22 protein-coding genes are annotated in these 22,826 nt (G+C 68.1%); 9 read left to right on the top strand and 13 right to left on the bottom strand.

Annotated features, from left to right (window positions below):
• Nucleotides 1–62: 62 nt before the first annotated feature.
• On the top strand, nucleotides 63–1,706 hold the full coding sequence (gene fadD1 / locus A5773_RS11375) for a fatty-acid--CoA ligase FadD1 (RefSeq protein ID WP_067266325.1): 1,644 nt from the start codon (nucleotides 63–65) through the stop codon (nucleotides 1,704–1,706).
• Here the strand turns inward: fadD1 and A5773_RS11380 are convergent.
• From A5773_RS11380 to A5773_RS11420, 9 genes are all read right to left on the bottom strand, one after another.
• Nucleotides 1,645–2,298 carry a PadR family transcriptional regulator gene (locus A5773_RS11380; protein ID WP_066951263.1) on the bottom strand — a complete coding sequence of 218 codons (654 nt, stop codon included), beginning with the start codon at nucleotides 2,296–2,298 and terminating at the stop codon, nucleotides 1,645–1,647. The two genes, fadD1 and A5773_RS11380, sit on opposite strands and share 62 nt — an antisense overlap.
• A 7-nt stretch (nucleotides 2,299–2,305) precedes the next feature.
• The gene (locus A5773_RS11385) at nucleotides 2,306–2,728 is read right to left on the bottom strand and encodes a Zn-ribbon domain-containing OB-fold protein (protein ID WP_066951259.1); all 423 of its coding nucleotides are present in this window, start codon (nucleotides 2,726–2,728) and stop codon (nucleotides 2,306–2,308) included.
• Nucleotides 2,725–3,885, bottom strand: coding sequence for a thiolase family protein (locus A5773_RS11390; RefSeq protein WP_066951255.1), 1,161 nt, complete (start codon nucleotides 3,883–3,885; stop codon nucleotides 2,725–2,727). Before A5773_RS11390 ends, A5773_RS11385 begins: the two co-directional genes overlap by 4 nt.
• Before the next feature lie 18 nt (nucleotides 3,886–3,903).
• The gene (locus A5773_RS11395; protein WP_066951250.1) at nucleotides 3,904–4,233 is read right to left on the bottom strand and encodes a hypothetical protein; all 330 of its coding nucleotides are present in this window, start codon (nucleotides 4,231–4,233) and stop codon (nucleotides 3,904–3,906) included.
• A 1-nt stretch (nucleotide 4,234) separates the two neighbouring features.
• Nucleotides 4,235–6,568, bottom strand: a complete 2,334-nt coding sequence (locus A5773_RS11400) for a CoA transferase (protein ID WP_066951247.1) — start codon at nucleotides 6,566–6,568, stop codon at nucleotides 4,235–4,237.
• 2 nt (nucleotides 6,569–6,570) lie between these two features.
• Nucleotides 6,571–7,908: an amidohydrolase family protein gene (locus A5773_RS11405; RefSeq protein WP_066951242.1), complete on the bottom strand. Its 1,338-nt coding sequence runs from the start codon at nucleotides 7,906–7,908 to the stop codon at nucleotides 6,571–6,573.
• 241 nt (nucleotides 7,909–8,149) lie between these two features.
• Nucleotides 8,150–8,563, bottom strand: a complete 414-nt coding sequence (locus A5773_RS11410; protein WP_066951239.1) for a Zn-ribbon domain-containing OB-fold protein — start codon at nucleotides 8,561–8,563, stop codon at nucleotides 8,150–8,152.
• Nucleotides 8,564–8,569: 6 nt separating this feature from the next.
• On the bottom strand, nucleotides 8,570–9,778 hold the full coding sequence (locus A5773_RS11415; RefSeq protein ID WP_066951233.1) for a thiolase family protein: 1,209 nt from the start codon (nucleotides 9,776–9,778) through the stop codon (nucleotides 8,570–8,572).
• An 8-nt stretch (nucleotides 9,779–9,786) separates the two neighbouring features.
• The gene (locus A5773_RS11420) at nucleotides 9,787–12,012 is read right to left on the bottom strand and encodes an acyl-CoA dehydrogenase (RefSeq protein ID WP_067266330.1); all 2,226 of its coding nucleotides are present in this window, start codon (nucleotides 12,010–12,012) and stop codon (nucleotides 9,787–9,789) included.
• A gap of 145 nt (nucleotides 12,013–12,157) precedes the next feature.
• Between A5773_RS11420 and A5773_RS11425 the strand changes: the two genes are divergently transcribed.
• On the top strand, nucleotides 12,158–12,739 hold the full coding sequence (locus A5773_RS11425) for a TetR/AcrR family transcriptional regulator (RefSeq protein ID WP_066951225.1): 582 nt from the start codon (nucleotides 12,158–12,160) through the stop codon (nucleotides 12,737–12,739).
• On the opposite strand, the gene A5773_RS11430 is transcribed toward A5773_RS11425, so the two are convergent.
• Entirely contained in the window at nucleotides 12,740–13,324 is a 585-nt protein-coding gene (locus A5773_RS11430) for a TetR family transcriptional regulator (protein ID WP_066951222.1), read from the bottom strand.
• 60 nt (nucleotides 13,325–13,384) lie between these two features.
• On the opposite strand from A5773_RS11430, the gene A5773_RS11435 reads away from it, so the two are divergent.
• The 3 genes from A5773_RS11435 to A5773_RS11445 all read left to right on the top strand — a co-directional run bounded on the left by A5773_RS11435 (nucleotide 13,385) and on the right by A5773_RS11445 (nucleotide 16,818).
• Nucleotides 13,385–14,482, top strand: coding sequence for a DUF1214 domain-containing protein (locus A5773_RS11435; RefSeq protein ID WP_067790960.1), 1,098 nt, complete (start codon nucleotides 13,385–13,387; stop codon nucleotides 14,480–14,482).
• Nucleotides 14,479–15,651, top strand: a complete 1,173-nt coding sequence (locus tag A5773_RS11440; protein WP_067266339.1) for a sulfotransferase — start codon at nucleotides 14,479–14,481, stop codon at nucleotides 15,649–15,651. Before A5773_RS11435 ends, A5773_RS11440 begins: the two co-directional genes overlap by 4 nt.
• Before the next feature lie 78 nt (nucleotides 15,652–15,729).
• A complete protein-coding gene (locus tag A5773_RS11445) occupies nucleotides 15,730–16,818 on the top strand; it encodes a DUF190 domain-containing protein (RefSeq protein WP_066951208.1) in 1,089 nt (362 codons plus the stop codon).
• Between the two features lie 81 nt (nucleotides 16,819–16,899).
• Here A5773_RS11445 and A5773_RS11450 read toward each other — a convergent pair whose 3' ends face one another.
• From A5773_RS11450 to A5773_RS11460, 3 genes are all read right to left on the bottom strand, one after another.
• Nucleotides 16,900–17,793: a fructose bisphosphate aldolase gene (locus A5773_RS11450; RefSeq protein ID WP_067790961.1), complete on the bottom strand. Its 894-nt coding sequence runs from the start codon at nucleotides 17,791–17,793 to the stop codon at nucleotides 16,900–16,902.
• Nucleotides 17,794–17,908: 115 nt separating this feature from the next.
• Nucleotides 17,909–18,487, bottom strand: coding sequence for a cytochrome b (locus tag A5773_RS11455; protein WP_082948190.1), 579 nt, complete (start codon nucleotides 18,485–18,487; stop codon nucleotides 17,909–17,911).
• The gene (locus tag A5773_RS11460; protein WP_369817351.1) at nucleotides 18,484–19,611 is read right to left on the bottom strand and encodes a catalase family peroxidase; all 1,128 of its coding nucleotides are present in this window, start codon (nucleotides 19,609–19,611) and stop codon (nucleotides 18,484–18,486) included. Before A5773_RS11460 ends, A5773_RS11455 begins: the two co-directional genes overlap by 4 nt.
• A 356-nt stretch (nucleotides 19,612–19,967) precedes the next feature.
• Between A5773_RS11460 and A5773_RS11465 the strand changes: the two genes are divergently transcribed.
• The 4 genes from A5773_RS11465 to A5773_RS11480 all read left to right on the top strand — a co-directional run bounded on the left by A5773_RS11465 (nucleotide 19,968) and on the right by A5773_RS11480 (nucleotide 22,799).
• Nucleotides 19,968–20,345: an STAS domain-containing protein gene (locus A5773_RS11465; RefSeq protein WP_066951202.1), complete on the top strand. Its 378-nt coding sequence runs from the start codon at nucleotides 19,968–19,970 to the stop codon at nucleotides 20,343–20,345.
• Nucleotides 20,346–20,404: 59 nt separating this feature from the next.
• The gene (locus tag A5773_RS11470) at nucleotides 20,405–20,845 is read left to right on the top strand and encodes an ATP-binding protein (protein WP_082948202.1); all 441 of its coding nucleotides are present in this window, start codon (nucleotides 20,405–20,407) and stop codon (nucleotides 20,843–20,845) included.
• Nucleotides 20,846–20,931: 86 nt separating this feature from the next.
• Complete coding sequence (locus tag A5773_RS11475; protein ID WP_066951199.1) at nucleotides 20,932–21,552, top strand: TetR/AcrR family transcriptional regulator; 621 nt, start codon at nucleotides 20,932–20,934, stop codon at nucleotides 21,550–21,552.
• A gap of 110 nt (nucleotides 21,553–21,662) precedes the next feature.
• Nucleotides 21,663–22,799 (top strand): phosphotransferase, encoded by a 1,137-nt coding sequence (locus A5773_RS11480; protein ID WP_067790963.1) that lies wholly within the window; start codon nucleotides 21,663–21,665, stop codon nucleotides 22,797–22,799.
• Nucleotides 22,800–22,826: the final 27 nt, after the last annotated feature.

The following is a 22,826-nucleotide window of genomic DNA, read 5'->3' on the forward strand; positions in this document are numbered from 1 at the left end:
TACCATAAGACGGACCGTCTCGTCTCGCAGAAGACCAGGCATAGTAGAGGTGATTCCGACCGATGACTGAGGACACGATTCAGGCGCTGCTGCAGAAGCGCTTGTCCGATCCGGGGGTCGCGGTCAAACACCGCGCCCTGCAGTGGAGTTGGAGTCAGTACCTGGCGGCATCGGCGTCGCGCGCAGCAGCCCTGATATCGGCCGCCGACCGAGACCGCCCGATGCACGTTGGCGCCCTGCTGGGAAACAACCCGGAGATGCTGAGCCAGATGGCGGCGGCCGGCCTCGGCGGCTACGTCCTCTGCGGCCTGAACACCACCCGGCGCGGCGAGGCGCTCGCGGCCGACGTGCGGCGCGCCCACTGCCAGTTCCTCATCACCGACGCCGAACACCGCCCGCTGCTCGACGGCCTGGACCTCGAGGGAACGCAGATCCTCGACACCTCGACGCCGCAGTGGACCGAATTCGTCAAGGACGCCGGCGAACTCGTGCCGCACCGACAGGTGACCGCGATGGACCCGTTCATGATGATCTTCACGTCGGGAACGAGCGGAAACCCCAAGGCGGTGCAGGTATCACACCTAATGGCGACGTTCGCCGGCGTCAACCTGGTCCAGCGCTTCGCACTCTCCGAGCAGGACACCTGCTACGTGTCGATGCCACTGTTCCACTCCAACGCCGTCGTCGCGGGGTGGGCACCCGCGGTGGTCTCCGGCGCCGCGATCGTGCCGGCGAAGTTCTCGGCGAGCAGCTTCCTCGACGACGTCCGCCACTACGGCGCGACGTATATGAACTACGTGGGCAAGCCGCTCGCCTACATCCTGGCCACGCCCGAGCGCGACGACGACGCCGACAATCCCCTGCGGGTCGCGTTCGGCAACGAGGCCAACGACAAGGATATCGAGGAGTTCGCGCGGCGCTTCGGCGTCCAGGTCGAGGATGGCTTCGGCTCCACCGAGAACGCGGTCATCGTGATCCGCGAACCCGGCACGCCGAAAGGCTCGATCGGCAAGGGGATCGACGGGGTGGCGATCTACAACAGCGACACCGTCACCGAGTGTGCGGTCGCCCGCTTCGACGCCGACGGCGCCCTGGCCAACGCCGACGACGCCGTGGGTGAGTTGGTCAACACGGCCGGCTCGGGTTTCTTCACCGGCTACTACAACGACCCGGACGCCAACGCCGAGCGCATGCGCCACGGCATGTACTGGTCCGGCGACCTCGCTTACCGCGACTCCGAGGGCTGGATATACCTGGCCGGCCGCACCGCCGACTGGATGCGGGTGGACGGGGAGAACCTCGCGGCCGCGCCGATCGAGCGGATCCTGTTGCGGCACAGTTCAATCAACCGCGTCGCGGTGTACGCCGTTCCCGACGAGCGCGTCGGCGACCAGGTGATGGCCGCGGTCGTACTCAACGAAGGGCACGCCCTCGCCGCCGATTCCTTTGAAGCGTTCCTCGACGCGCAGCCGGACCTGTCCCCCAAGGCCCGCCCGCGCTATGTCCGCATCGCCGCCGACCTGCCCAGCACCGCCACCCACAAAGTGCTCAAGCGTCAACTGATCGCCGAAGGAACGGATATCGCCGCGGGGGAAGTGCTGTGGGAACGCCAACCACGCGGGACCGCCTATGCCGTCGCGACGCCTAGCTCTGACTCCCGGACACCCGCCGGCGGATCTGGCCCTTCGACCGTCGCACCCGCCTGACCGGATCCCGCGTTGTGCCGGCGGCGATCTCGTCACGCAACTGCGCGATGTTGGAGATCTCCGCATACAAGCCGCGGATCGCGTAGTCCAGCACCGCCAACGAGAAGCGCTGGTCCGGGTCGTCGCTGATGCCGAGTTCGCGCGACCGCTGCCGCGACCACAACGCCTCGTCCAGCCGCGCCCGGGTCGCCTCGAGGTGCCGGTCCAACGTGTCGACGATGTGTTCGGGGTCCTCGCCACGGGCGAGCCAGGTCCTGAGGATGACGGGGTGCTTGATGACGACCTGGTCCTCGCCCGGGAAGTGCTGCACCCACCGGCGCAGGGCGTCGAGCCCGGCATCGGTGGTCTCGTAGAGCGTGATCGCCCGCTTGCCGGATTGGGCGCCGATTTCGCTCACCATGCCGCGCGCCAACAAGCGGTTCAGCTCGCGCCGCACGTGACTGACCGACGGCGACCAGTAGAAGTGGCCCACCGACAACTCGGCGCGCATTTTGATCTCGCCGGCGGTGAGCTGCTCGTCGTTGGCGGCCAGCACACCCAGCACGAGGTAGGCGGTTACCGGGAGGCCGTTGCTGGTGCGCCGGGGGCTCACGATTGGTCTACTTCTGGCCGGTGAAGTACGGCAGCGTGACATCGGGGCCGACGGCGTGGAACTGCACCCGCACGCGCATGCCGATCCGCAACTCCTCCGGCGCCACGCCGACGACGTTGGTCAACATCTGGTACCCCTCGTCCAGCGTGACGATCGCGGGCGCGTAGGGCGGTTCGAATTCCGCGGTCACCGGACGGTGCACCACCGTCCAGCTGTAGATGTCGCCCAGTCCGGCGCTGCGCTCCCAAGGCACCCGCGCCGAAAGGCATTGGCGGCAATGCTCGGTCGGCGGGAAGTTCGCCAGGCCGCAGGCCTCGCAGCGCTGGTACCGCAATTCGCCGGACCGGCAGCCCTCCCAGAACGGAACGCTGAGGTGGCTACTCGCGTGGGGCACGGGGCCGGCTTGCGGGCGCAGGGCATCGGAAGTCACAGCGGTTCGTCTCCCAGAATCAGCAGTGTGGTGAACAAGGCCCCCGCTCCCCCGTTGCTGCACAACGCGATGTGCGCGTCGGGAACCTGAAGCTCGCCCGCCTGGCCGCGTAGCTGCTGGACGGCGCGGACGGCCCGCTGCATCATCTGCGGATTGGAGCCCGCGTGGCTGAACGACATGGTTCCTCCGTCGGTCGTGATGGGGTGGCTGCCGTCGATGGCGATGTGGCCGTCGGCGACGAACGGTCCGCCCTCGCCTTCGCCGCAGAACCCGAAAGCCTCGAGCTGGCGGATGATTTCGAAGGAGAAGGGGTCGTACAGTTCCAACACGTCGACATCGGCGGGTCGCAGCCCGGCGTGGTCGAACGCGCGCTCGGCCGCGCGCCTGCCGACCACGCCATTGACATGTCGGTCCCGCCGCCCGCTGAGGTCCCACGCCGGGGGGTGCTGGTAGGACGGGCCGTGGAAGTCGGCGCCGCTGCCCAGCACGTAGATCGGTTCGCTTGCGCGGTCGGTCTTTTCGACGTTGGCCACGACCAGTGCGCATCCGCCTTCGGAGGTGGTGGCGCAGTCGAGGAGGTGAAAGGGGTCGGCGATGGGCCGGGATGCGGTGATGTCGTGGGGCGCGAAGGGTCCGCGTTGGTAGTAGACGGCTTCGGGGTTGCGCGATCCGTTGTTGCGGATGGTCGCGGCCACGATCGAAAGTTGTTCGCGCGTCGTGCCGTAGGTGTGCATGTGCCGGCGCGCGATGAGCGCGAACTCGGCGGTGGTGAACATGCCCCACGGCGCGACGAATTCGTTCTCGGGCCGGGTCCACGGCGCGGTGGCCTCGTGGTCGCGGTACTCGCCGGCCTGGGCGGCCACCAGCACCACCACGTCCGCCATGCCGTGTTCGATGGCGGTGACCGCCTCGGTGATCATGCCGACGCCGAAGGCGAGGCCCTGCCAGGCCGGGCCGAGGCGCAGGTCGTAGATGAGCGCCGTGGACAGCGGCCCCGCGCTGATACCGTCGACGTCTTCGAGGCGCAGGCCCGCGTCGTCGAGTGCGCCCCGGATGGCCGCCAGCGCCAGGCTGCGCGAGGTCTCGCCGTCCAGGCGGCGGCCCTGGCGGGTGTTGTGCACGCCGACAATCGCCGCGGTGCGTTGTGTGCCTGCCACTTCTGTGATCCTTCGCGTTTAGTTTTCGTCCGCCACGACACCGAGGTAGGTGCCGACGACGTCGTACGGTCGCCCGTCGCGGGTGATGGTCCCGATCGTCGTGGTTCGGGCGTCGGCGGGCGCCGCGCCGGCGTCGACCACATCGATCCGCACGTCCACGGGCCGGGCCGTCTGCGGGTCGGTGATCTCGACGACCATCGCCACCGCGCGCTCGCGCTCGTCCCATTCGACGCTGGTGATGCGGTGCCGGGCGGTCAACTCCATCACCACCGAGTCCTCGCGCACCAAAAAGCGCACCGGTGCGCACAATTCGCCGGCCCGGGGTGGCACGCACAGGGTGACCGCCACGTCACAGGCCCGCCGGCCGGGCGCTGGTGGTCCCCGACTGCCGCAGCGCGGACAACTGCGCTGCGCTGCGCCCCAGCACGTCCGTCAGGACCTCGTCGGTGTGCTGGCTGTACAGGGGCGGCGCCCGGCGGATCCAGCGCCGCGGTCGGCCGAGGAACGCGAACGGCATTCCCGTGCACAGGAAGGAACCGGCGACCGGGTGGTCGACGGTTTCCCAGAAGCCCCGCGCGTGCAGGTGTGGGTCGCGCAGGAGTTCCGGGGCCGGCGTGACGCGCGCCGCGGCCACGCCGGCGCCGCGCAGCGCTTCGACCGCATCGGCCACCGACCGGCGCCCCGTCCAGTCCGAGATGAGCTTGTCGATTTCGTCCGGGTGCTCCAGCCAGTCACCGGCGCGAAGATCCGGTTGGACCAGCAGCCTGGCCAGGGAGGTGCGGGCGGCGTCGTCCGTCGCGGCGAGCGCCACCCAGTCGTCCTCACCCAGACAGCGGTAAACCCCCTGCGGGCTTGCGCCGGGGCCACGATTCCCGTTGCGGCGCATCTCGATTCCGTTACGGGAGTACTCCACCAGCATTTCGGCGGCCACGTTCAGAGCCGCCTCCACCATCGTCGATTCGACGAGCATCCCGGTCCCGTCGCGGTCACGCACCACCAGCCCCGCCACGGCGGCGAAGGCCGCGTGCAGGCCTGCGATCGGGTCGCACACACCGCGGGGAATCACCGGAGGGCCGTCGGCGTGTCCGGTCATCCACGCCATGCCGGTGGCCTGCTCCATCGTCTGGGCGAAGCCCACCCGGTCGCGCCACGGCCCGTCGAGACCGAACGCGGGCATCCGCACCATGATGGCGCGGGGGTTGGCCGCGCGCACGGCATCCCAGTCCAGACCGAAGTTCGTCATCACCCGGGGCGAGAAGTTCTCGATGACGAGATCGCTTGCGGCGATGAGCTCCAGCGCGACGGCCCGTCCCGCGTCGGTGTTGAGCTCGACGCTGACGCCGCGCTTGTTGCTGTTGCTGCACAGAAAGACCGGGCCCCACTCCCACCATTGGTCCCAGGTGGGTGGGCGGCCGGCGGAGAACCGCATCCCGTCGGGCCGGCGGACGCCCTCGACTTTGATCACGTCGGCGCCCAGGGCGCCCAGCAGTTGGGTGGCGACCGGCCCCGCCCAAAAGGCGGTGAAATCGGCGATCCGCGTGTCGGCCAGCGGGAGTGCGTCGTTGTCGGCACCCGGCGGCGGGGCCGGCCGTGGCGGCCAGTGAACGCGGCCGTTGTCCGCACCGAGCAGCGGCGCCCGCCCGGGCGGTCCGGCTTCCATCGCGTCGCTGCGATACGGCACCCTGGGCTGCAACACGCCCGCATCGGACGCGACGAAAACGCCGCGCTGCACGAAATGGTCGATGGTGGGCAACATCTCGGGTGTGGCGATGGGGGCGACCGGGATTCGGAAAGCGACCGCGAGGTCGACGATCTCCTGCGTGGTCCGGGATTGCGTCCACTGCGTGACCATGCCGACGAATTCGTCGCGGCGGGCGACGCGGCCGTCGAAAGACGCCAGCTCGGCGTCGTCGAGCAGATCGGCGCGATCGATCAGCACCAGGAAGTCCTGGAACTGCTGCGCGGTGATGGTGCAGAAGCCGACCATGCCGTCGGCCGTGGGGACGATCGACGGCAGTTCCAAACTGCGCTGTCCCAGCAGGGAATCCGCGCCCAGCACGCTGGCGGACATGGCGGACAGGCCACCCATCGCGATCACCATCGCCTCGTACGTCGAGACGTCGATGATTTCCCCGCGGCCGCTATGCGCCGCATGCCGGGCGGTCGCCGCGCCGACGGCGGCGGCGAATGTGCCCGCCAACCACTCACCGAGTTGGCCGCCGGCCTGCACCGGCTCGTCCTCTGGCCAGCCGCGACCGGCGGTCGAGCCGCACAGGGCCTGCAGGATGAACTCGTTGGCGGCCAACCGATCGTCGACGTACGGGCCGGCCGTGCCGAACGGCGTCACGGCGACCACCACGGCCGAAGGGCCGGTATGGGAACCGATCTTGTCGAGGGCCCACCCGTCGGTCAGGTCGGTGAGGACGATGTCAGCGCCGGCCAGCAGCGCGGAGATCTCTGCCTGGCCCCTGTTGGTCACCGACTTCTTGCCCGCGGCCAGATAGCCGAACAGCGCGCCGGGTGGGCCGCCGGCCGACCGCGCGCGCAGGGAATCGCCGTCCGGCGATTCGATTTTCACCACCTCGGCGCCGGCGTCAGCGAACATCTTTCCGCAATAGGACACCGCGATTCCGTTGGACAACTCCAGGACGCGCCAGCCCGCGAACGGCGCTTGGGGCGACACGTTCAGTTGCCCAGGGTGGTGGCCCGGCCCGCAATGCCGCCGGCTTCCGCCGTCACCTGCGCCTGCAGCGCGAACTGGGTCATCCGGGTCCACGCGTCGCGGTCACGCTGGCTCGCCTGGCGCCCCACATGCGTCACGACATCGACGTCGGTGGCCTGGGAGCGCAGATACCCGGCGCGGGCGTGTTCCTTGGGGATGTGCCGGAACGGGTCGAACGAGTAGGCGGCCATGGCGTTTTCGTGGGTGATCTTGTCGATCACCGAGTCGTCGAGATGCCCCATGGTCGCGATGACATCCTCGGGCGCGAACGGCCAGTTGCTGTCGGAATGGGGAAAGTCGGACTCCCAGCACAGCATGTCCTCGTTGAACCAGTCCATGTTGCGCACGCCGACCTTGTCGCTGATGAAGCACGTGTAGAAGTGCCGCTTGAAGACGTCGGCCGGGCCGCTGTAGCCAGGCGGGAACTTGGCCAGCGTCCACCCCGAGTGGCGGTTGTAGACGTGCTCGGCCCGCCACAGGAAGTACGGTATCCAGCCGACGTCACCCTCGGTGAGGGAGAACTTCAGCTGCGGGAAGTCGGCCCAGAACTCGGCCCAGATCAGCTCGGTGAACGTGAACATGCTCATCATGGACGACGCCGTCATCTGCACACTGGGCGGGGCATCCGTCGACACCTGCGGAGACCGCGACGCGGAGCCGACATGCGTGCACAGCACCGTCTTGTTCTCACAGACCGCCTCGAACAGCGGATACCAGTATTTGGTGTGAATGCTGGGCATTTCCAACGCCTCTGGATTCTCCGAGAACGTCACCGCGTGGCAGCCCTCCTTGGCGAGGCGGTCGACTTCCTTCGCCGCCTCGGCCACGTCGAACAGCGGCAGGATGCCGCAGGGAATGAAGCGGCCCGGATAGGCCGCGCACCACTCGTCGATGTGCCAATCGTTGTAGGCCTTGATCATCACCAGGTTGACGTCACGGTCGGGGCCCTGGTTGAGGACCTGGCCGGAGAAGCCGGTGAAGTTGGGGAAGTTCAGGCCGGCCAGCTGGCCTCCGGCGTTCATGTCGCGGACCCGCTCGTCGACGTTGAAGCACCCGGGCCGCATCTCGTCGTAGCGCGAGGCGTCGATGTTGTACATCTCCCGCGGCTTTCCCGCCACGGCGTTCAGGCCCATGTTCCGCCCGCGGACCTCGCCGTAGTACCACTGCTGGATGCCGTCGGGTTCGACGACCACGCGCGGGGCGCGGTCCTTGTATTTCGCAGGGACGTGCGCGTCGAACATGTCAGCCGGCTCGGCGATGTGATCGTCCACGCTGATCAGGATCAAGTCGTCCTTGTTCATGCCGCACTCCTCGCCGCCGTAGTGACTAGTAGATAATGGCGCCGATCACAGTGTCAACCGTGTCCGCCAGATCGCGGCCGCGGTTAAACGGTTGCATCACAATGACGAATTGCGGCCGGCGTCCCGCCAGCCTCGGGTCTCGGCCGCGGACGACATGGTGACTATTAGTCCCTCCCGCCCGATTGTGCGGCTGGCCGCACGTTCGGGCTCGACTGTGCGGCTCGCCGCACACTCGGCAAGGTCAGTCGGCGGGTGCGTACCGCAGCATCGTGACGTCGTGTTCGGGGTAGTCGAAGAACACCGGCTTCACCCGCATCCCCACCCGCAGGTCGGCGGGGTCGACGTTGACCATCTCGGTGGAAAACCTTGGCCCCTCGTCCCATTCGACGATGGCCAGCAGCTGCGGCACGGCGTCGGCGAAGTGCGGGCTGACCGGCCGGCGCGCCACGGTGAAGGAATACAACGTTCCCATGCCGGAGATCTCTCGCCACTCCAGATCGTCGGCGAGTGTGCGCGGCGCCCGCACCCGCGGGTAGAACACGTAGCTTCCCAGCGAGGGCGAGTACTGGATGACGATCCGGTGCTGCGCCAGCGCGTCCCAAAACGGCGTGCTGGTGGGGGTTTTGACGGGCATCGGGCGCTCGAAGGTGGCCATCTGCGATCAGTCCCCCTCGAGAATCAGCGTGGTCTGTTCCGACAGGATTCCGCCGTTGCCGGACACGAAGGCGCGGTTACAGTCGGCCACCTGCGCCGCGCCGGCGCGGCCCATGATCTGGCGCGTGGCGTCGCAGACGTGGTGCATGCCGCCGGCGAGACCGGCCTGACCGAAGCCCAGTTGCCCGCCCGCGGTGTTGAGCGGGAAATCGCCGCGGAAGGTGAGGTCATGGTTGGCGACGAACTCCATGCCCTTGCCCTTCTCGCAGAAGCCCGCGTCTTCCAGCGACAGCAGCACGGTGATGGTGTAGCAGTCGTAGATCGACACCACGTCCATCTGCTCGCGGCTCAGGTCGGTCATGGCGAACGCGGTGTCGGCGGCCTCCGCGATCGGGGTGTGCAGCAGGTCCTTGGCGTAGGTCGGGGTCTTGAACGGCACGTGTTCGCCGAATCCCTTGATCCACACCGGCCGATGGCGCGCGCGTTTGGCGAGATCCGCGTTGGCGACGACCACCGCGGCGCCCCCGACGCAGGGCATGACGATCTCCAGCATGTGCAGCGGGTCGGCGATCACCGGGCTGGCCAGGACGTCGTCGACCGTGAGCGGCTTGTCCTTCCAGATCGCGCCCTCGGTGTGGTTGGCATTGAACCGCTGGTCGACGACGATCTTGGCCATCGCCCGCTCGTCATACCCGTAGACGGCCGCATAGCGCTGGGCCACCTGCCCGTAGGGCCCGTTCTGGCCGAGATTGCCGTAGGGGATCTCGAATTCGGCCTGGGGAGAGCCGTATTGGTTGCTCGACGAGCCGAAGAACATCGCGTCCACCAGCGGCCTGGGCTTTTTCTTTGACGAGGGGGTGATGTACCGCGCGGGCAGCGCACACAGGACCGCGTCGCAGATGCCCAGTTCGATCGCCGCTGCCGCACGCCAGACCATGGCCGCTGCGCTGGCTCCGCCGAGGTCGACGTGCTCGGCGAATCGCGCTCCGACGCCGAGGTATTCGGCGATGGTGGAGGGTACGAAGATCTCCGACTCCGCCAGGTGCGATGCCACGATCCCGTCGACGACATCACCGGGGAGTCCGGCGTCCTCGAGTGCGGCCGCGGAGAGTTCCGCCCATTGTTCGATCGCGAACGGCGCGAGCGAGGCCTTGTTGAGCCGCTCGGGCGGCAACTCGACGTAGCCGACGATTGCCGCTTCTCCGCGTAATCCCATGGGCCATCCTACTTTCTGGGAAGTCCGAGGATCATCTGCGCGATGATGTTCAGCTGGATCTCCCGGGTTCCGCCGCCGATCAGCTCGGCGGGCAGGTGCAGGTAGCCCTCCACGATGTCGGGGTCGGCGTCGGCAACCATCGCCGTGCGTCCAGTCAACCGCAGCGTGGCCTCGAACGTCCTGCGCAGCAGCACGTTCATCGCCACCTTCGCGATGCTGGACGCCGGCCCCGACGCCTGACCGTCGAGCAGCCGGATGGTCTCCCGCACCCCCAGTGCCTTGATGGCATTGGTGTACGCGTCGAGTTCGCCGAGCGCGCGCAGCGCGTCATCGCGGTCGGGCCCCGGCTCGGCCGCGAGCCGGCGCAGCGCTGCAGCCCTGTCGAACTTCACGTAACCGCTGATGGCCGAACGCTCTTCGGCCATGGTGGCGATCGCGAGGTTCCATCCGTCGGTGGGAGCACCCAGCAACATCTCGTCGGGCACGAAGACGTCGTTGAGGAACACCTCGTTGAAGTGCGCCTGCCCGGTGGCCGTTTTGATCGGCTGGATTTCGATGCCGGGCGACCGCATATCGAGGATGAAGTAGCCGATGCCGCGATGCTTGCTGGCTTCGGGGTCGGTGCGCGCCAGCAGGGCGCCAAGGTCGGCGTACTGCGCCAACGACGTCCAGATCTTGTGGCCGTTGATCCGCCAACCGCCGTCGACCTTGGTCGCCCGAGTGGCCAGCGACGCAAGGTCGGAGCCGGCACCCGGCTCACTGAACAGCTGGCACCAATGAATCTCGCCGCGTTGGGTCGGCGGAATCAGCTTTTCTTGCAGATCTTTTGGTGCAGCGGCCAGCACCGAGGGCAGGATCCACTCGGCGATGTTCAGCGACGGCCGGACCAGCCCGGGTCGCTTGGCGAACTCTTCGTCGATGATGAGCTGTTTGAGGGGACCCGCGTCGACGCCCCACGGCGCCGGCCAGTGCGGAGCCATCAGGCCGGCGTCGGCCATCAAAGTGCGCTGGGGCCCGGAGGCCTGGTCCGGGTAGTCGCCGTGCGGTGCCGGCTGGTCATTGCGCAATTGCATTGCGGCATCGAGGGTCTCGGCCACCCACGCCCGGAACTGCGATTCCGCGTCGCCGAGGTCGACCGACATGTCGCGTTGCTGGGTGCAGGTCAGCTGGCCCAGGCGGCGGGCCCAGCGATTCGCCGGGCCGATCGAGGCCGCGAGGCTGATCGCCCGCCGCCAGTACAGGTGCAGATCGTGCTCCCAGGTGAACCCGATGGCCCCGAACATGGTCAACGCGTCGAGGACGAGGTCGGGTACCGGTGAGATCGCGATCACCGCCGCACCGGCGGCGGCCATGCGGTGCTGGTCGATCGCTTCGTCGGCGGCGCGCACCGCGTCCCAGGCCGCCGCGGTGGTCAGCTCGCTGCTGACCAACAGCATCGCGGCGTTGTGCTGCAACGCCTGGAAGGTACCGATCACCTTGCCGAACTGTTCGCGGATGCGCAGGTGCGCGGTCACCGCTTCGACGCACCACTGCACGATGCCGGCCATCGCGCTGGCCAGCAGGCCCAGCGTGACGCACCGCGCACGCTCGGGATCGATCCCGGTGAGAACCTGCGCGCCGGCAGCGCGATAGTCGTCGAGCCGCAAAATGCCGGCGTCCGCGACCAGGTCCGTACCGTTGACGGACTCCGCTGTCGCCGTGGGGTTTTCGCTGTCGACGGCCACCCAGACCACGCCGTCGCCTTCCGCGCGGGCGCCGACGAGGACCGTTCGCGCCGCGCACACGCCCGCGGTGACCTCCGACGCCCCGGTGATCCGCCATCCCCCGCCGTCGGCGTGCGCCCTGAAGTCGCCGTCGTCGGGGAGCACGATGGCCGCGGTGACGCCGGCCGACAGGTCGCGCAGCAGCGCTTCGGCGGCCGGTGTCGGATCGGCGAGCAAGGCGACGGCCCCCGCGGCGACCGTCGGCAGCAGCGGGCCGGGCAACAACGCCTTGCCCGCCGCCTCCAGAACGCAGGCCGCGTCGATCAGCCGGCCGCCCTGGCCGCCCAGGCTCTCCGGCAAATGCACGGCGTGAAAGCCGTTGCCGACGAGGGCATCCCACCATCCGGGGCGCCGCCCCGCCGCGAGGTCCTCGAAGCTGTCACGGGTGGCGGCGACGGGGGCGTGCCGGCCGGCGAACTGCCCAACGGCGTCGCTGAGCTCCTGCTGCTCCGGGCTCAGTCCCAGGGTCACGATGACGGCCGGGAGGTGACTATGGTTGGCCGCACGGACTGATATCCTTCCGAGACTTACAAGACGGACCGTCTCGTCTTGTGGCAGACTACCGGGGGTAGTCAGGCTATGTAAAGCGGGCCGCCGCGGCAGTGAGGATCACCATATGCCAAGCGATCTCACTCAGGTGAGCACGCCGAGGCGGCGCAGCGAGAAGTCGCGCACGGCGATCGTCACCGCCACGCGCGAGCTGCTTCTCGAGCGCGGCTTCGACGGCCTGACCATCGAGGCGGTCGCCGCCCGGGCCGGCGTGGGCAAGCAGACCATCTACCGGTGGTGGCCGAGTCGCCCGGCGCTGGTCGCCGACGTCATGCTCGAGGACGCCGATCGGCTGCTGGCGTCGGTATCCCATACCGGCGACCTGACGGCGGACCTGGTTCGCTGGGTGGGCAAGCTGGCGACCAGCCTGACGACCGCCCGCGGCGCCGCGATGTTGCGAACCCTGACCGTCGCCTGCATGGAACACGAGGACACCGCCGTCAGACTGCGCGCCGGATTCAGCGCGCCGCTGCACGAAAGCGTGCGGGCCCGGCTGCTCGCCGACGGCATCGCCGCCGCCACGGCCGAATCGGCCGCGGACGCGATCGTCGGCGGTGTGGTGTATCCGATCCTCTCCGGCGCACAGCCCTACTCACGACGACGGGCCGAGCGCACGACGCGGCTCATCGTCGAGGCGCTCAAAGGCTGATCACCCGATCGTGATCGCTGCCAGGCCCCGACTCACGCGGTCCGGTAGGGAGCCCCCGTGGCTGAGCCAGTCGTCGAGGGCGATCCGCACGGTCGCCATCGCCAGGGCGCCGATCAGGCGGGGCCGGGGATCGTGGTCCGCCAATCGCGGCAGCCGCGGCGCGATCAGCTCGGCGATCGCCAGCTCGTAACGCACATAGATGTGCAATGTCCACGCGTCCAACGTCTCGGAAGACCTTGTCAGAACCGCCAAATCGCGAACCTGGTCCTCGATGTCGCCGAACCCGGCGGCGAGCTCGGAGAAGGCGCCGATAACGGCGGCGGTGGCGCTCAGGCCTTCGGGCTGGGCGGCCAGGGCGGCGGTGATCCGGTTGAGCCAATGGACCGTCATGCCCTCGGCGACGGCGTCCTCCTTGGAGTTGAAGTAGCGGAAGAAGGTCGCCCGTCCGATGTCGGCCTCGTCAGCGATGCGGTCCACCGTCGCGCCGGCCAGGCCGCGATCGGCGACCAGCTGAGCGGCGGCGGCGGCGATGCGCTGACGCATGGCCGTTCGCTTGCGTTCGGCCAACGATGTCGTGGCAGCCATTCCCCCGCCTTTTCCGCGAATCGACGCCTAAGTCGTAAGACATAGTCTTAGCATGAGACGATGTCTCACGATACCGATTCGTCCGATCAAACGGCCCCGAAGGCGCGCGCCGCGTGGCAGTTCGTCCAGCAGATGCTTGCGGACATCACCAAGGTCGTGAGCGAAGACGCCGAATCCGAGCGGGAACTGCTCGAAGGCCTGCGGCTGATCGCCCGCGTCTCGTCCCTGTGCGCACAGATGTCCGTCGAGGCGGACCCCGGGCGGCCCTCCTTCTTCGATATGTGTTCGGACAACCGCATGGTCGGTGGACCCAATCCCGACGGCAACTACTACCTGGCGATGATTCGTGGGGACCGGAGCTACCGGATCACCGGATCCCGGGGCACCAGCGCCTACCTCGGGCTGCAGATCCTGGCCGGGACGGGACTCACGCCGCGCCGCATGGCGGCATACGTCAGCGACAGTGACTTGGCCTTGGACTCAGGCGAATTCGCGCTCGTGCTGTCGACGGACCAACCGGCCGATCTCGCCGGTGCGCAATGGGTGAAGATTCCCGAGGACGCCTCGTCGGTGGTGGTCCGGGAGTACATCGGTGACCGGGCGCTCGAAGAGTTGGCCACGCTGCGGATCGAGGCCTTGGACCCCGGCCCGCTGGCGCCGCTGAAGGACGGCGAACTCGCCGACCAGTTCACCGCGATGGCGTGGTCACTGATGAAGCTCGCGACGTTGCACCGCACCGTCAAGCCGGAACTGCTCGACATGCCCAACATCTTGCTGACCGCCGAGGCCGCCAACCTCGGCGCCGCCGATACCACCCCGGACAACCTGTACATGATCGGGACCTACCGGCTCGAACCGAACGAGGCCCTGGTTCTCGACATCGCTCCCCCCGATACCCGGTACTGGAACGTCACGCTGGAGAGCATCTGGCACGAGTGCCTGGAACCGCGCGCCCGGCACAGCTCGGTGACCAACCGCGGCGTCTTGCCCGACTCGGACGGCCGGGTGCGAATTGCGATCTCCGCGAAGGACTTCGGAGTCGGCCATTGGCTCGACACCGGTGGCCGGCATCGCGGCTTCGTCGTCCTGCGCTGGCTGGACAACCCCAGCCCTCCCGACGTAGCAGTGGCGGTGCGCCGATGTGAGGAGCCGGTATGACACTGAAGGACCGATTCGCCCCCGAACGGCTGATAGCCACCGCCTGCGAGGAAGTCGGCAGCGACGACTTCGGCGCCGAGGGGTGGCGGCCGGGCTTGCACCGCCTCACCGACGGGCTGATCAACGACGCGCGCCTGTCGGACATCGGCGTGGAGATCGCCCACCTCGACATCATGCGGGCCCTGAAGAATCGCCTGGGCGTGATCGCCTGGCGCAAGCAGCATCCCGAGATCGCGACGAAACCGGTTGCGGCGCCGATCTTCATCGTCGGTCAGCCCCGTACGGGGACCACGATCCTTTACGACCTGCTCGCCCAGGACCCTGCGCTGCGCGCCCCATTGACCTGGGAGGTCGACGAGCCTTGCCCGGTTCCGCAGCCGGAGACCTATCACGACGATCCGCGCATCGCGCAGGCGCAGGCCACCATCGAGATGTCCGAGCAGATCATGCCGGGATTTCTGGCGTTTCATCCGATGGGCGCCCTCGTCGGCCAGGAGTGCGTGCGCATCACGGCCGCAGAGTTCGTCAGCATGATCTTTTCGGTGCAGTACCGCCTGCCGAGTTACTACCGCTGGCTGCTCTACGAGGCGGACCACGCGGGTGCCTACCGCTTTCACCGAATCTTCCTGCAGCACTTGCAGTCCGGCGTTCCCGGGCAGTGGTTGCTGAAGTCGCCGGCGCATTTGTGGCAACTCGACACGCTGCTGGCCGAGTACCCCGACGCGTTGATCGTGCAGACCCATCGCGACCCGCTCAACGTCATCTCGTCGATCGCCGCGCTGACCCATCACCTGCGCCGGATGTGCAGCGACGAGTCCAGCATCGCCGAGTGCGCGGCGCAGTCCTACGAGGAGATCGTCGTCGGGCTGGAACGCGAGATGACCCTGCGCGACAGCGGGGCGGTGCCGGCGGACCGCGTGATCGACGTGCAGTACACCGACTTCATCAATGACCCGTGGACCACGATCAAGGACATCTACCAGCGGCTCGACCGCGAGCTGCGACCCGACGCCGAGCAGAAGATGCGTGACTTCCTCGCCGCCCACCCCGGTGACGGTGGGCGCGGCCGCTACACCTGGTCGGATACCGGTCTCGACGCCGGCGAGGTCCGCCAGCGGGTGCGCGCCTACCAGGACCGCTACGCGGTGCCGACCGAAAACCTACGGTGAGCCGCACAGCGTCGAACACCGTTGCGACGCTTGAGGTCTCCAACCGAGTAGGATCGCCGCAAAGCGACGGGAGCGGCCATGGACGAAGACTGTCTGAAGCTCACCACCTACCTGGCCGAGCGTCGCCGGACCGACCAAGGCTTCGTGTCCGATGTGCTGCTCGACCTCTATGCCCGGCATCGCATCGCCTGTGGCGTGGTGCTCCGTGGCATCGGCGGCTTCGGTTCCGGGCGCCACCTGAGGACAGACGAGTCGCTGACGTTGTCCGAGGACCCGCCCGTCGCCATCATCGCCGTCGACACCAGGGCGAGGATCGAGGCCCTGCTCGACCCGGTGCTCGCCATCAAGCAGCGGGGCCTGGTCACTTTGGAGCGGGCGCGGCTGCTACGCGACGGCGGGGAACTCCTAGAGCCGCTGCAACTTCCCGACGAATTGCGGGAAGCCGTCAAGCTGACCGTCTACGTCGGCCGCAAGGAACGTGTCAACGGCGCCCCCGCCTACGTCGCCGTCTGCGATGTGCTGCATCGGCGACGGATAGCGGGCGCATCGGTGCTGCTGGGCGTCGACGGCGTCACCCACGGACAGCGGCACCGTGCGCGCTTCTTCGGCCGTAACGCCAACGTCCCGATGATGATCGTCGCCGTCGGATCCGGCGAGCGCATCGCAGCGGTGCTGCCGGAGCTGATGGGGCTGCTCCGGCAACCCATGGTCACCCTGGAGCGGGTCCGCGTGTGCAAACGCGACGGCGAACTCCTGGAACGGCCGCACGCCCTCCCCGGGGTCGACGAGCGGGGTCTGCCACTGTTCCAGAAGCTGACGATCTACACGTCCGAGTCGGCTTTACGCGGCGGGGTGCCGATTCACCGCGCGATCGTGCAGCGGCTTCGTCAACGCGAAGCGCCCGACGGCGCGACGGTGGTGCGGGGCATCTGGGGCTACCACGGCGACCATCAACCGCACGGTGACAAGTTCCTGTCGCTGCGCCGGCGCGTCCCCGTGGTGACCATCGTCGTCGACACTCCGGCCAACATCGCCGAATCCTTCGACGTGATCGACGAATTGACCCGCGACGACGGGCTGGTGACCAGCGAGATGGTGCCCGCAGTGGTGTCGGACGAACGTGACGCCGGGGACGGCCCGCCCCGGATGGCCGACCACCGCTACTAGCGGCGATCGCGAGCGCGGCGGTGGGGGCACCTCCCGCTTGCGGGGGACCGGGCGAATGCGGGTCGCCGCCACGCTACTAGGTCAGCCGGCGACCGACGCGTCGTAGATCGACTGGATCGCCTTGTCCAGCGTGGCGTTGAACTGCTCGTCGGTTTGGTCGGCGGTGAGCCCCTCGGTCAGCGCGCGGCTGAAGCTGGCGATCAGCCCGTGGTTCTTCGCCAGCAGCTCGTTGGCCTCCTCGCGCGAGTAACCGCCGGAGAGGGCAACCACTCGCATCACCTTCGGGTGCTCGATCAGGGAGAGGTAGAAGTTGGCCTCGGTGGGCAAGCTCAGCTTGAGCATGACGCGCTGCCCGTCGGGCACGTTCTCGAGTTGCTTGGTGATCTCGTCGCGCAGGATGCCCTCGGCCTCGGCCTTGTCCGCGATCGAGATGGTGACCTCGGGCTCGATGATGGGCACCAGGCCGTGCGAGAGCACCTGGTGGCCGAGCTCGAACTGCTGGGCGACCACGGCGGCGATGCCCTTGGCGTTGGCGCCGCCGATCACCGACCGTTCCTTGGTACCGAAGACGCCCTTGCTCACGGCGCGCTCCAGGAGCTCGTCCAGTCCCGGGATCGGCTTCATCAGCTGCACGTCGTCGGACGCCTCGGCCAGGCCCTTGTCGATCTTGAGGATGGGTACCACGCCCTTGGTCTCCCACAGATAGGTGGTGGACGGGGTGCCCTCGATCTCGCGGTCCATGGTCTGCTCGAACAGGATCGCGGCCAGGACGCGGTCACCGGTGAACGCCGGGGAGGTGATGATTCGCGAACGCATCTGGTGGATGAGGTCGAACATCTCCTCTTCGGAGGAATACGCGTCGTCCTGGATGCCGTAGAGGCGCAGCGCCTTGGGCGTCGAGCCGCCGCTCTGGTCGAGCGCCGCGATGAACCCCTTCCCCGACGTCATCCGCTCCGCTTGCTTCTCGTTCGGCATGGAAGTTCTCCACTCCTTCGTGGTCGGCGTATGGTCACCGCGCCTGCGGTGCCAAGCACCCTGCGCTAATCGTGCCGATCATATTCGGCCGATCAGCGCCCGGGGAGGCAGGTCGTTACAGCTCGGCTTGGTCTGCCCGCGCGGAGGCGGGCCTGACCCGCCACAGCGCCATCCGATCGAGAAGCCCGTCGCGCAGCACGAGCGTGTGAAAGAGCACCGCGCACATGTGGGCGGTGAACGTCAGAAACAGCAGCAACGCGAAGGCGCCGTGGCACTCGCGCAGCACCGCGAACACGTCGATGCTGTGCGGCGCGATGCCGGGCAGTCGCAGCGGCCCCACCAGCGTGACCGGAAACCGCGCCGCCGAGAGCATGGCCCACCCGGTGAGGGGCTGCACCAGCAGCAGGGCGTAGAGCAGATATTCCGACCACGTCGCGATGCGCCGTTCGGCGCGACTCATCGTGGACAGAAACGGCGGGGGCCGATGTCTGAGCCGATTCGCCAGCCGCACCACCGCGAACACCAGGATCAGCACACCGAGCGGGCGATGGATGGCCAGCAGCAGCGGGTAGTAGCTCAGCGCCGCGACCATGGTGACGCCGATGAGCAGTTGGGCTATCACCATCGGCGCCATCAGCCAGTGCAGCACGCGGGACGGGAGCGCGAACCGGGCCGTGGCGTTGGCGTCGCTCACCGGAGCACCCGGGAAACGTCGACTGCGCTGGGTGTCTTGGGTTCCTCCGCGCGGCGGGTGAACGAGCGGGCGTAGACGGCCGATCTCGCTGCGAGTAGCGGGTCGTCGGAGGCGGTGATGCCGTCCGGCAGCACCAGCGGGTCGAAGTTGATATCGCGAGCGTTGCCGGGCGCCTCGGTCTGCACCGCCGTGACGGTGATGGTGCCGGCGTCAATGGTTCGGCGCGATCGCGGCCAGGGTTTCGTCGCGTCGTGGGTCGGATCATCCGGCTCCCCCACCGTGAGCACCAGCCGCCAAGTGAGCGGTCGCTGCGCGAGCGCCCGGATGAGGTCGTCGAAAAGGTAGTCCTTGCCGGCCGGTGACGCCGGCGCGCCCGCCACTTCCTGCGGAACGGCGGCCCAGCGCACCGGAACGGTTGCCCCCGCGCCGTTGGTGAACCGAAACGCGTTCAGGCCGTAGAACGCGCTGTCGGCGAACCCCACGCTGGGCGGGGTCTGCTTGATGACCTTCATCGCCGCGACCGTCTCGGGGTGACGGTCGAGGAACGCGGCCATCTTCTCCGGGTCGGCCTTGCCCGTCCCGGCCACCTGTTTGGACGCGAGCAACCGGTCGTAGAAGCCCTGCGGCGTGCTGTCCGGAAAGACGGGGATGTTGACCATCGCGGTGCGCCATTGCTGGCCGTCGGGGCCCTGGAAGAGCAAGCCCAGTCCGCGCACCGTGGTCGGCGCGTCCGCCTGATCCGGCAGGCCTCCCGACAGCGAGAACCGGCCGATCACCGGCACGTTCCCCGCCCGGAAGACTGCGGCCCGGCAGATCGCCGCCCCCGCCCCGGTGCTCGTAAATGTTCCGACCGCGCTGAGCCCCTTGGCGTGATTCCGGCGAAAGCCGTCGTGGCGTCCGTAGACGTTTTCGAAGCGGTCGGCGAACCGGGGTGGTGTCAACGCACCGGGTCGCAGCCAGCCGCCCGCGTAGGCGAAGCCACCGACGTCGACCGCGGCGATGCCGGCCACGGCTCCCATGCCCAGCAATGCGCGCCGTCGTGTCACCGCGTCGGGACGGGCGCCGGTGGGCTCGACATCGGCCCGCGGGTCGTCTTGCTCGCTACCGCGCTCACCGGGCTCCACGCCGACCGTCCTTCCACATTTGTGCAGGCCACGGGGGCCGGGCTGGACACGAGTCCGGTACAGGCAATTCACGCATGAGCCAATGCCATGCGCAACTTCTGCGGGGGGCGTCGCACACATTCACAGGACGGCGCGCCGGGGCGATTCGTTCACTCGTTTTGGGTGTGGTTCGCCGCGTGTCATACCATCGAATAAACAACTTGCGGCTGCATCTGTAGCTAGAGCGCAGATCGACGGAGTGTCTCTCCTCCGAAGGCAAGCGCTTTCCGTGGGGTTGAACAAGCAGCCCCCGGTGTTGGCAGTGGCTGTTCTAAGAGCTAACGGTGTCCCCAGGGACCGAATGTGAGTGATAGACCATGGGCGAATTAACTGGCGATCCAATCGATCCGACCGCTTTCTCAGTAGGAAAACAGCAGGTAGATGATGCGGTCGTGCTGACCGTCTCGGGTGAAGTGGACATGCTCAGCTCGCCGCATCTGGCCGAGGCCATCCAGACCGCGATGGCGACCAAACCCGCCGCGCTGATCGTGGACCTGTCGAAAGTGGATTTCTTGGCCTCAGCCGGGATGACCGTCCTGGTGACGGCGCAGGCGGACACCGAGCCGCCGACAAAATTCGCTGTCGTCGCCAACGGCTCGGCGACGAGCAGACCGATCAAACTGATGGGAATCGACAGCGTGCTCGCGCTCTACAGCTCGCTAGACGACGCACTGAGCGGCATTGCTGGTGGGTGAACCTCGAGATGGGGGCACAACTGGGAACGATGGGCCGCTCTGATCCTCAACCGCATGACGTGTCGAACATCGATGACCGCTTCCGCTTCGCGCGGAATCGGGTCGCCGCCGACCGGCGCAGCGCTGCTCGGGCCCGAGCCGAATTCCGGGTCTGGCTCGAAACGCATTTCAGTCTCAGTTCCGACCGGTTCAGCGACGTCCTGCTGGCGGTAAACGAAGCCATCGCCAACGCCGCCGAATTCGCCTATTGCCAGACCTCCCAGCGCGGGACGCTGGACGTGAGCGCGGCCTATGACCGGCCGGCCGACACCTTGTCCGTCACCGTCGACGATCGCGGCCGTTGGCGTCAGCAAGTTCCGGCCCGCTACCGGCAGCAACTCCGCGGACGCGGCATCCCGTTGATGGAGACACTGGCCGACGAGGTGACCATCGACCGCACCCCGCGCGGCACCCGCGTCACCTTGACCTGGACCGATCTGACCCAACGCCCGGGCGCTTGAACCCGCGCTATCCGGCGTGCGTCCGATGTGCTTGGTCCGCAACGGAATTCATTGTTGTGGGGAACTGACCCCGTAACATCTGCGCCATGGAACCGAGCCGCCGATGGGGCGACGACCGCGCGATCCTCGACGACGAGGAGGCCCGCAGGCGCATTTTGGACGCCGCGGGCCGCTGCATCGCGCAGCGCGGCAACACTCAGTTCCGGATGGGTGAGGTTGCCGACGAGGCGGGGGTGTCACGGTCCACGGTCTACCGGTACTTCCCCGGCCGCGACGACGTTCTGCTGGGCCTGATCCTGAAGCGGGTCGACCACGCGCTCGGCGAATTGGTCCGGTCGCTGGCCGCCCCCGACGATCCGGTGCGGTCGGTGCCCGAGATGGTGCTGGCCCGCGTCGAGTCGGTGGACGGCGATCCACTGAACGAGGCACTGTTCGCCGCCGAGAGCACCGCCGTCGCGACGGCCCTCGAGAAGGGTTCGGAGCCCATCGTGGAGACGCTGTTGCGGCACTACCAACCGCTGCTGGATCGGTGGAAGTCGGCCGGTCGTCTGCACGCCGATCTCGACCCGCGGTCGGTCGTCCAATGGCTGCACGCGACGACGTTGTTTCTCCTGGCGCCCTCCTGGCGGTACCGCCCTGCCGCCGACAAACGCGAGTTCGTCGACCAATTCGTGGTGCGGGCCCTGGTACCCGAGATCAGACAATAACGACGTATTGTCTGATATCCGGTCTTTGAAGTATTTTTGATTGACCCCGTGCCGCGACGTCCGAACGGCTCGCGGTGCGGGTGACACGTCCGCACCAAGAAACGAAAAGTATGAATAACCCTGTGACGCGGGCGATTTCGGCCGCCGGCTTGGCCGCTCACCTGGGCCGCGGCGTGGGCCGGGTAGCCACCGACGCGGTGGTCGGCGGCCGATTGGGGTTGCCCCGGCGGGTGCAGGACATCGACGCGGCCGTGCTCTCCAAGGTGATGGGCACCGCCGTCCGAACGGTCCGCGTCCTGAGCGCCGACGCGGGGACGTCGTCGCGGGCCCGGCTGGTGCTGACCGGAAAGAATGTCCCCGACTCGGTGTTCGTCAAGCTCGCGGCGAAGACGGCGGCCACCCGGTTGATGGGCGAGTTGGGCCGGCTCGGGCCCACCGAGGTGCGGTTCTACCGCCAGCTCGCACCGCAGATCGTCGGCGCCCCGTACGCGTACGGCGCGGCGTTCGACCCGTGGACGGGGCGCTACCTGCTGGTGCTGGAGGACCTTCCCGCCGAGTCGTGCGAGTTCCCCGACACCCTGCACCCGCTTTCGCCCGAGCAGGCCAGCCTGATCGTCGAGCTGCTCGCCGACCTGCACGCCACCTTCTGGAACCGACTCCCCCGCGACGGGCGCGGCCCGCTGGGCTGGCTCTACACGGCGTCCGGCGACGTCACTTCCCTGCTGACGGGCACGCTCATGCACGCCTCGATCAAGCGCCTCGCCGAGCGCACCGAGATCCCCGTCGAAAGCGGCCGCTTCATCGCCGACAACTACCGGGCCGTCGCCGCCCTCATCGACACTCCCCCACACACCGTCATGCACGGCGACGCGCACCCGGGCAACATGTACTTCCACGGCGGCAAGGCCGGCCTGCTGGACTGGCAGGCGGTGCGGCGCGGGCACCCGTCGCGGGAACTGGCCTACACGCTGATCACCAGCCTGACGCCCGAAGACCGCCGGACGACGCAGCGCGAACTGCTCGACGACTACCGGCGCTCGCTCGCCGCGGCCGGTGGGCCCGAACTGGACCGCGACGAACTCTGGCTGCGCTTCCGCCAGGCTGCGCTGTACGCGTACGTGGCGCCGCTGATCACCGCGGGCATGGGCGGCATGCAGGTCGAGGACATCGCCATGGAAGGGCTGCGGCGCGGTGTCGAGGCGCTCGACGATCTGGAAACGGTCGCGGCGCTGATGAGTTCGCTTTGAGGCAAGCAACTTTCGCCGAACCTATTG

Origin of the sequence: Mycobacterium sp. 852014-52450_SCH5900713 (assembly GCF_001667075.1) — a bacterium.
GTDB lineage: Bacteria > Actinomycetota > Actinomycetes > Mycobacteriales > Mycobacteriaceae > Mycobacterium.

Coding starts and splice junctions, on each gene's coding strand:
- fadD1 (WP_067266325.1), top strand. CDS start 63: ATGACTGAGGACACGATTCAGGCGCTGCTGCAGAAGCGCTTGTCCGAT.
- A5773_RS11450 (WP_067790961.1), bottom strand. CDS start 17,793: ATGCCGAACGAGAAGCAAGCGGAGCGGATGACGTCGGGGAAGGGGTTC.
- A5773_RS11425 (WP_066951225.1), top strand. CDS start 12,158: ATGCCAAGCGATCTCACTCAGGTGAGCACGCCGAGGCGGCGCAGCGAG.
- A5773_RS11410 (WP_066951239.1), bottom strand. CDS start 8,563: ATGGCCACCTTCGAGCGCCCGATGCCCGTCAAAACCCCCACCAGCACG.
- A5773_RS11465 (WP_066951202.1), top strand. CDS start 19,968: ATGGGCGAATTAACTGGCGATCCAATCGATCCGACCGCTTTCTCAGTA.
- A5773_RS11435 (WP_067790960.1), top strand. CDS start 13,385: ATGTCTCACGATACCGATTCGTCCGATCAAACGGCCCCGAAGGCGCGC.
- A5773_RS11405 (WP_066951242.1), bottom strand. CDS start 7,908: ATGAACAAGGACGACTTGATCCTGATCAGCGTGGACGATCACATCGCC.
- A5773_RS11475 (WP_066951199.1), top strand. CDS start 20,932: ATGGAACCGAGCCGCCGATGGGGCGACGACCGCGCGATCCTCGACGAC.
- A5773_RS11440 (WP_067266339.1), top strand. CDS start 14,479: ATGACACTGAAGGACCGATTCGCCCCCGAACGGCTGATAGCCACCGCC.
- A5773_RS11430 (WP_066951222.1), bottom strand. CDS start 13,324: ATGGCTGCCACGACATCGTTGGCCGAACGCAAGCGAACGGCCATGCGT.
- A5773_RS11480 (WP_067790963.1), top strand. CDS start 21,663: ATGAATAACCCTGTGACGCGGGCGATTTCGGCCGCCGGCTTGGCCGCT.
- A5773_RS11415 (WP_066951233.1), bottom strand. CDS start 9,778: ATGGGATTACGCGGAGAAGCGGCAATCGTCGGCTACGTCGAGTTGCCG.
- A5773_RS11445 (WP_066951208.1), top strand. CDS start 15,730: ATGGACGAAGACTGTCTGAAGCTCACCACCTACCTGGCCGAGCGTCGC.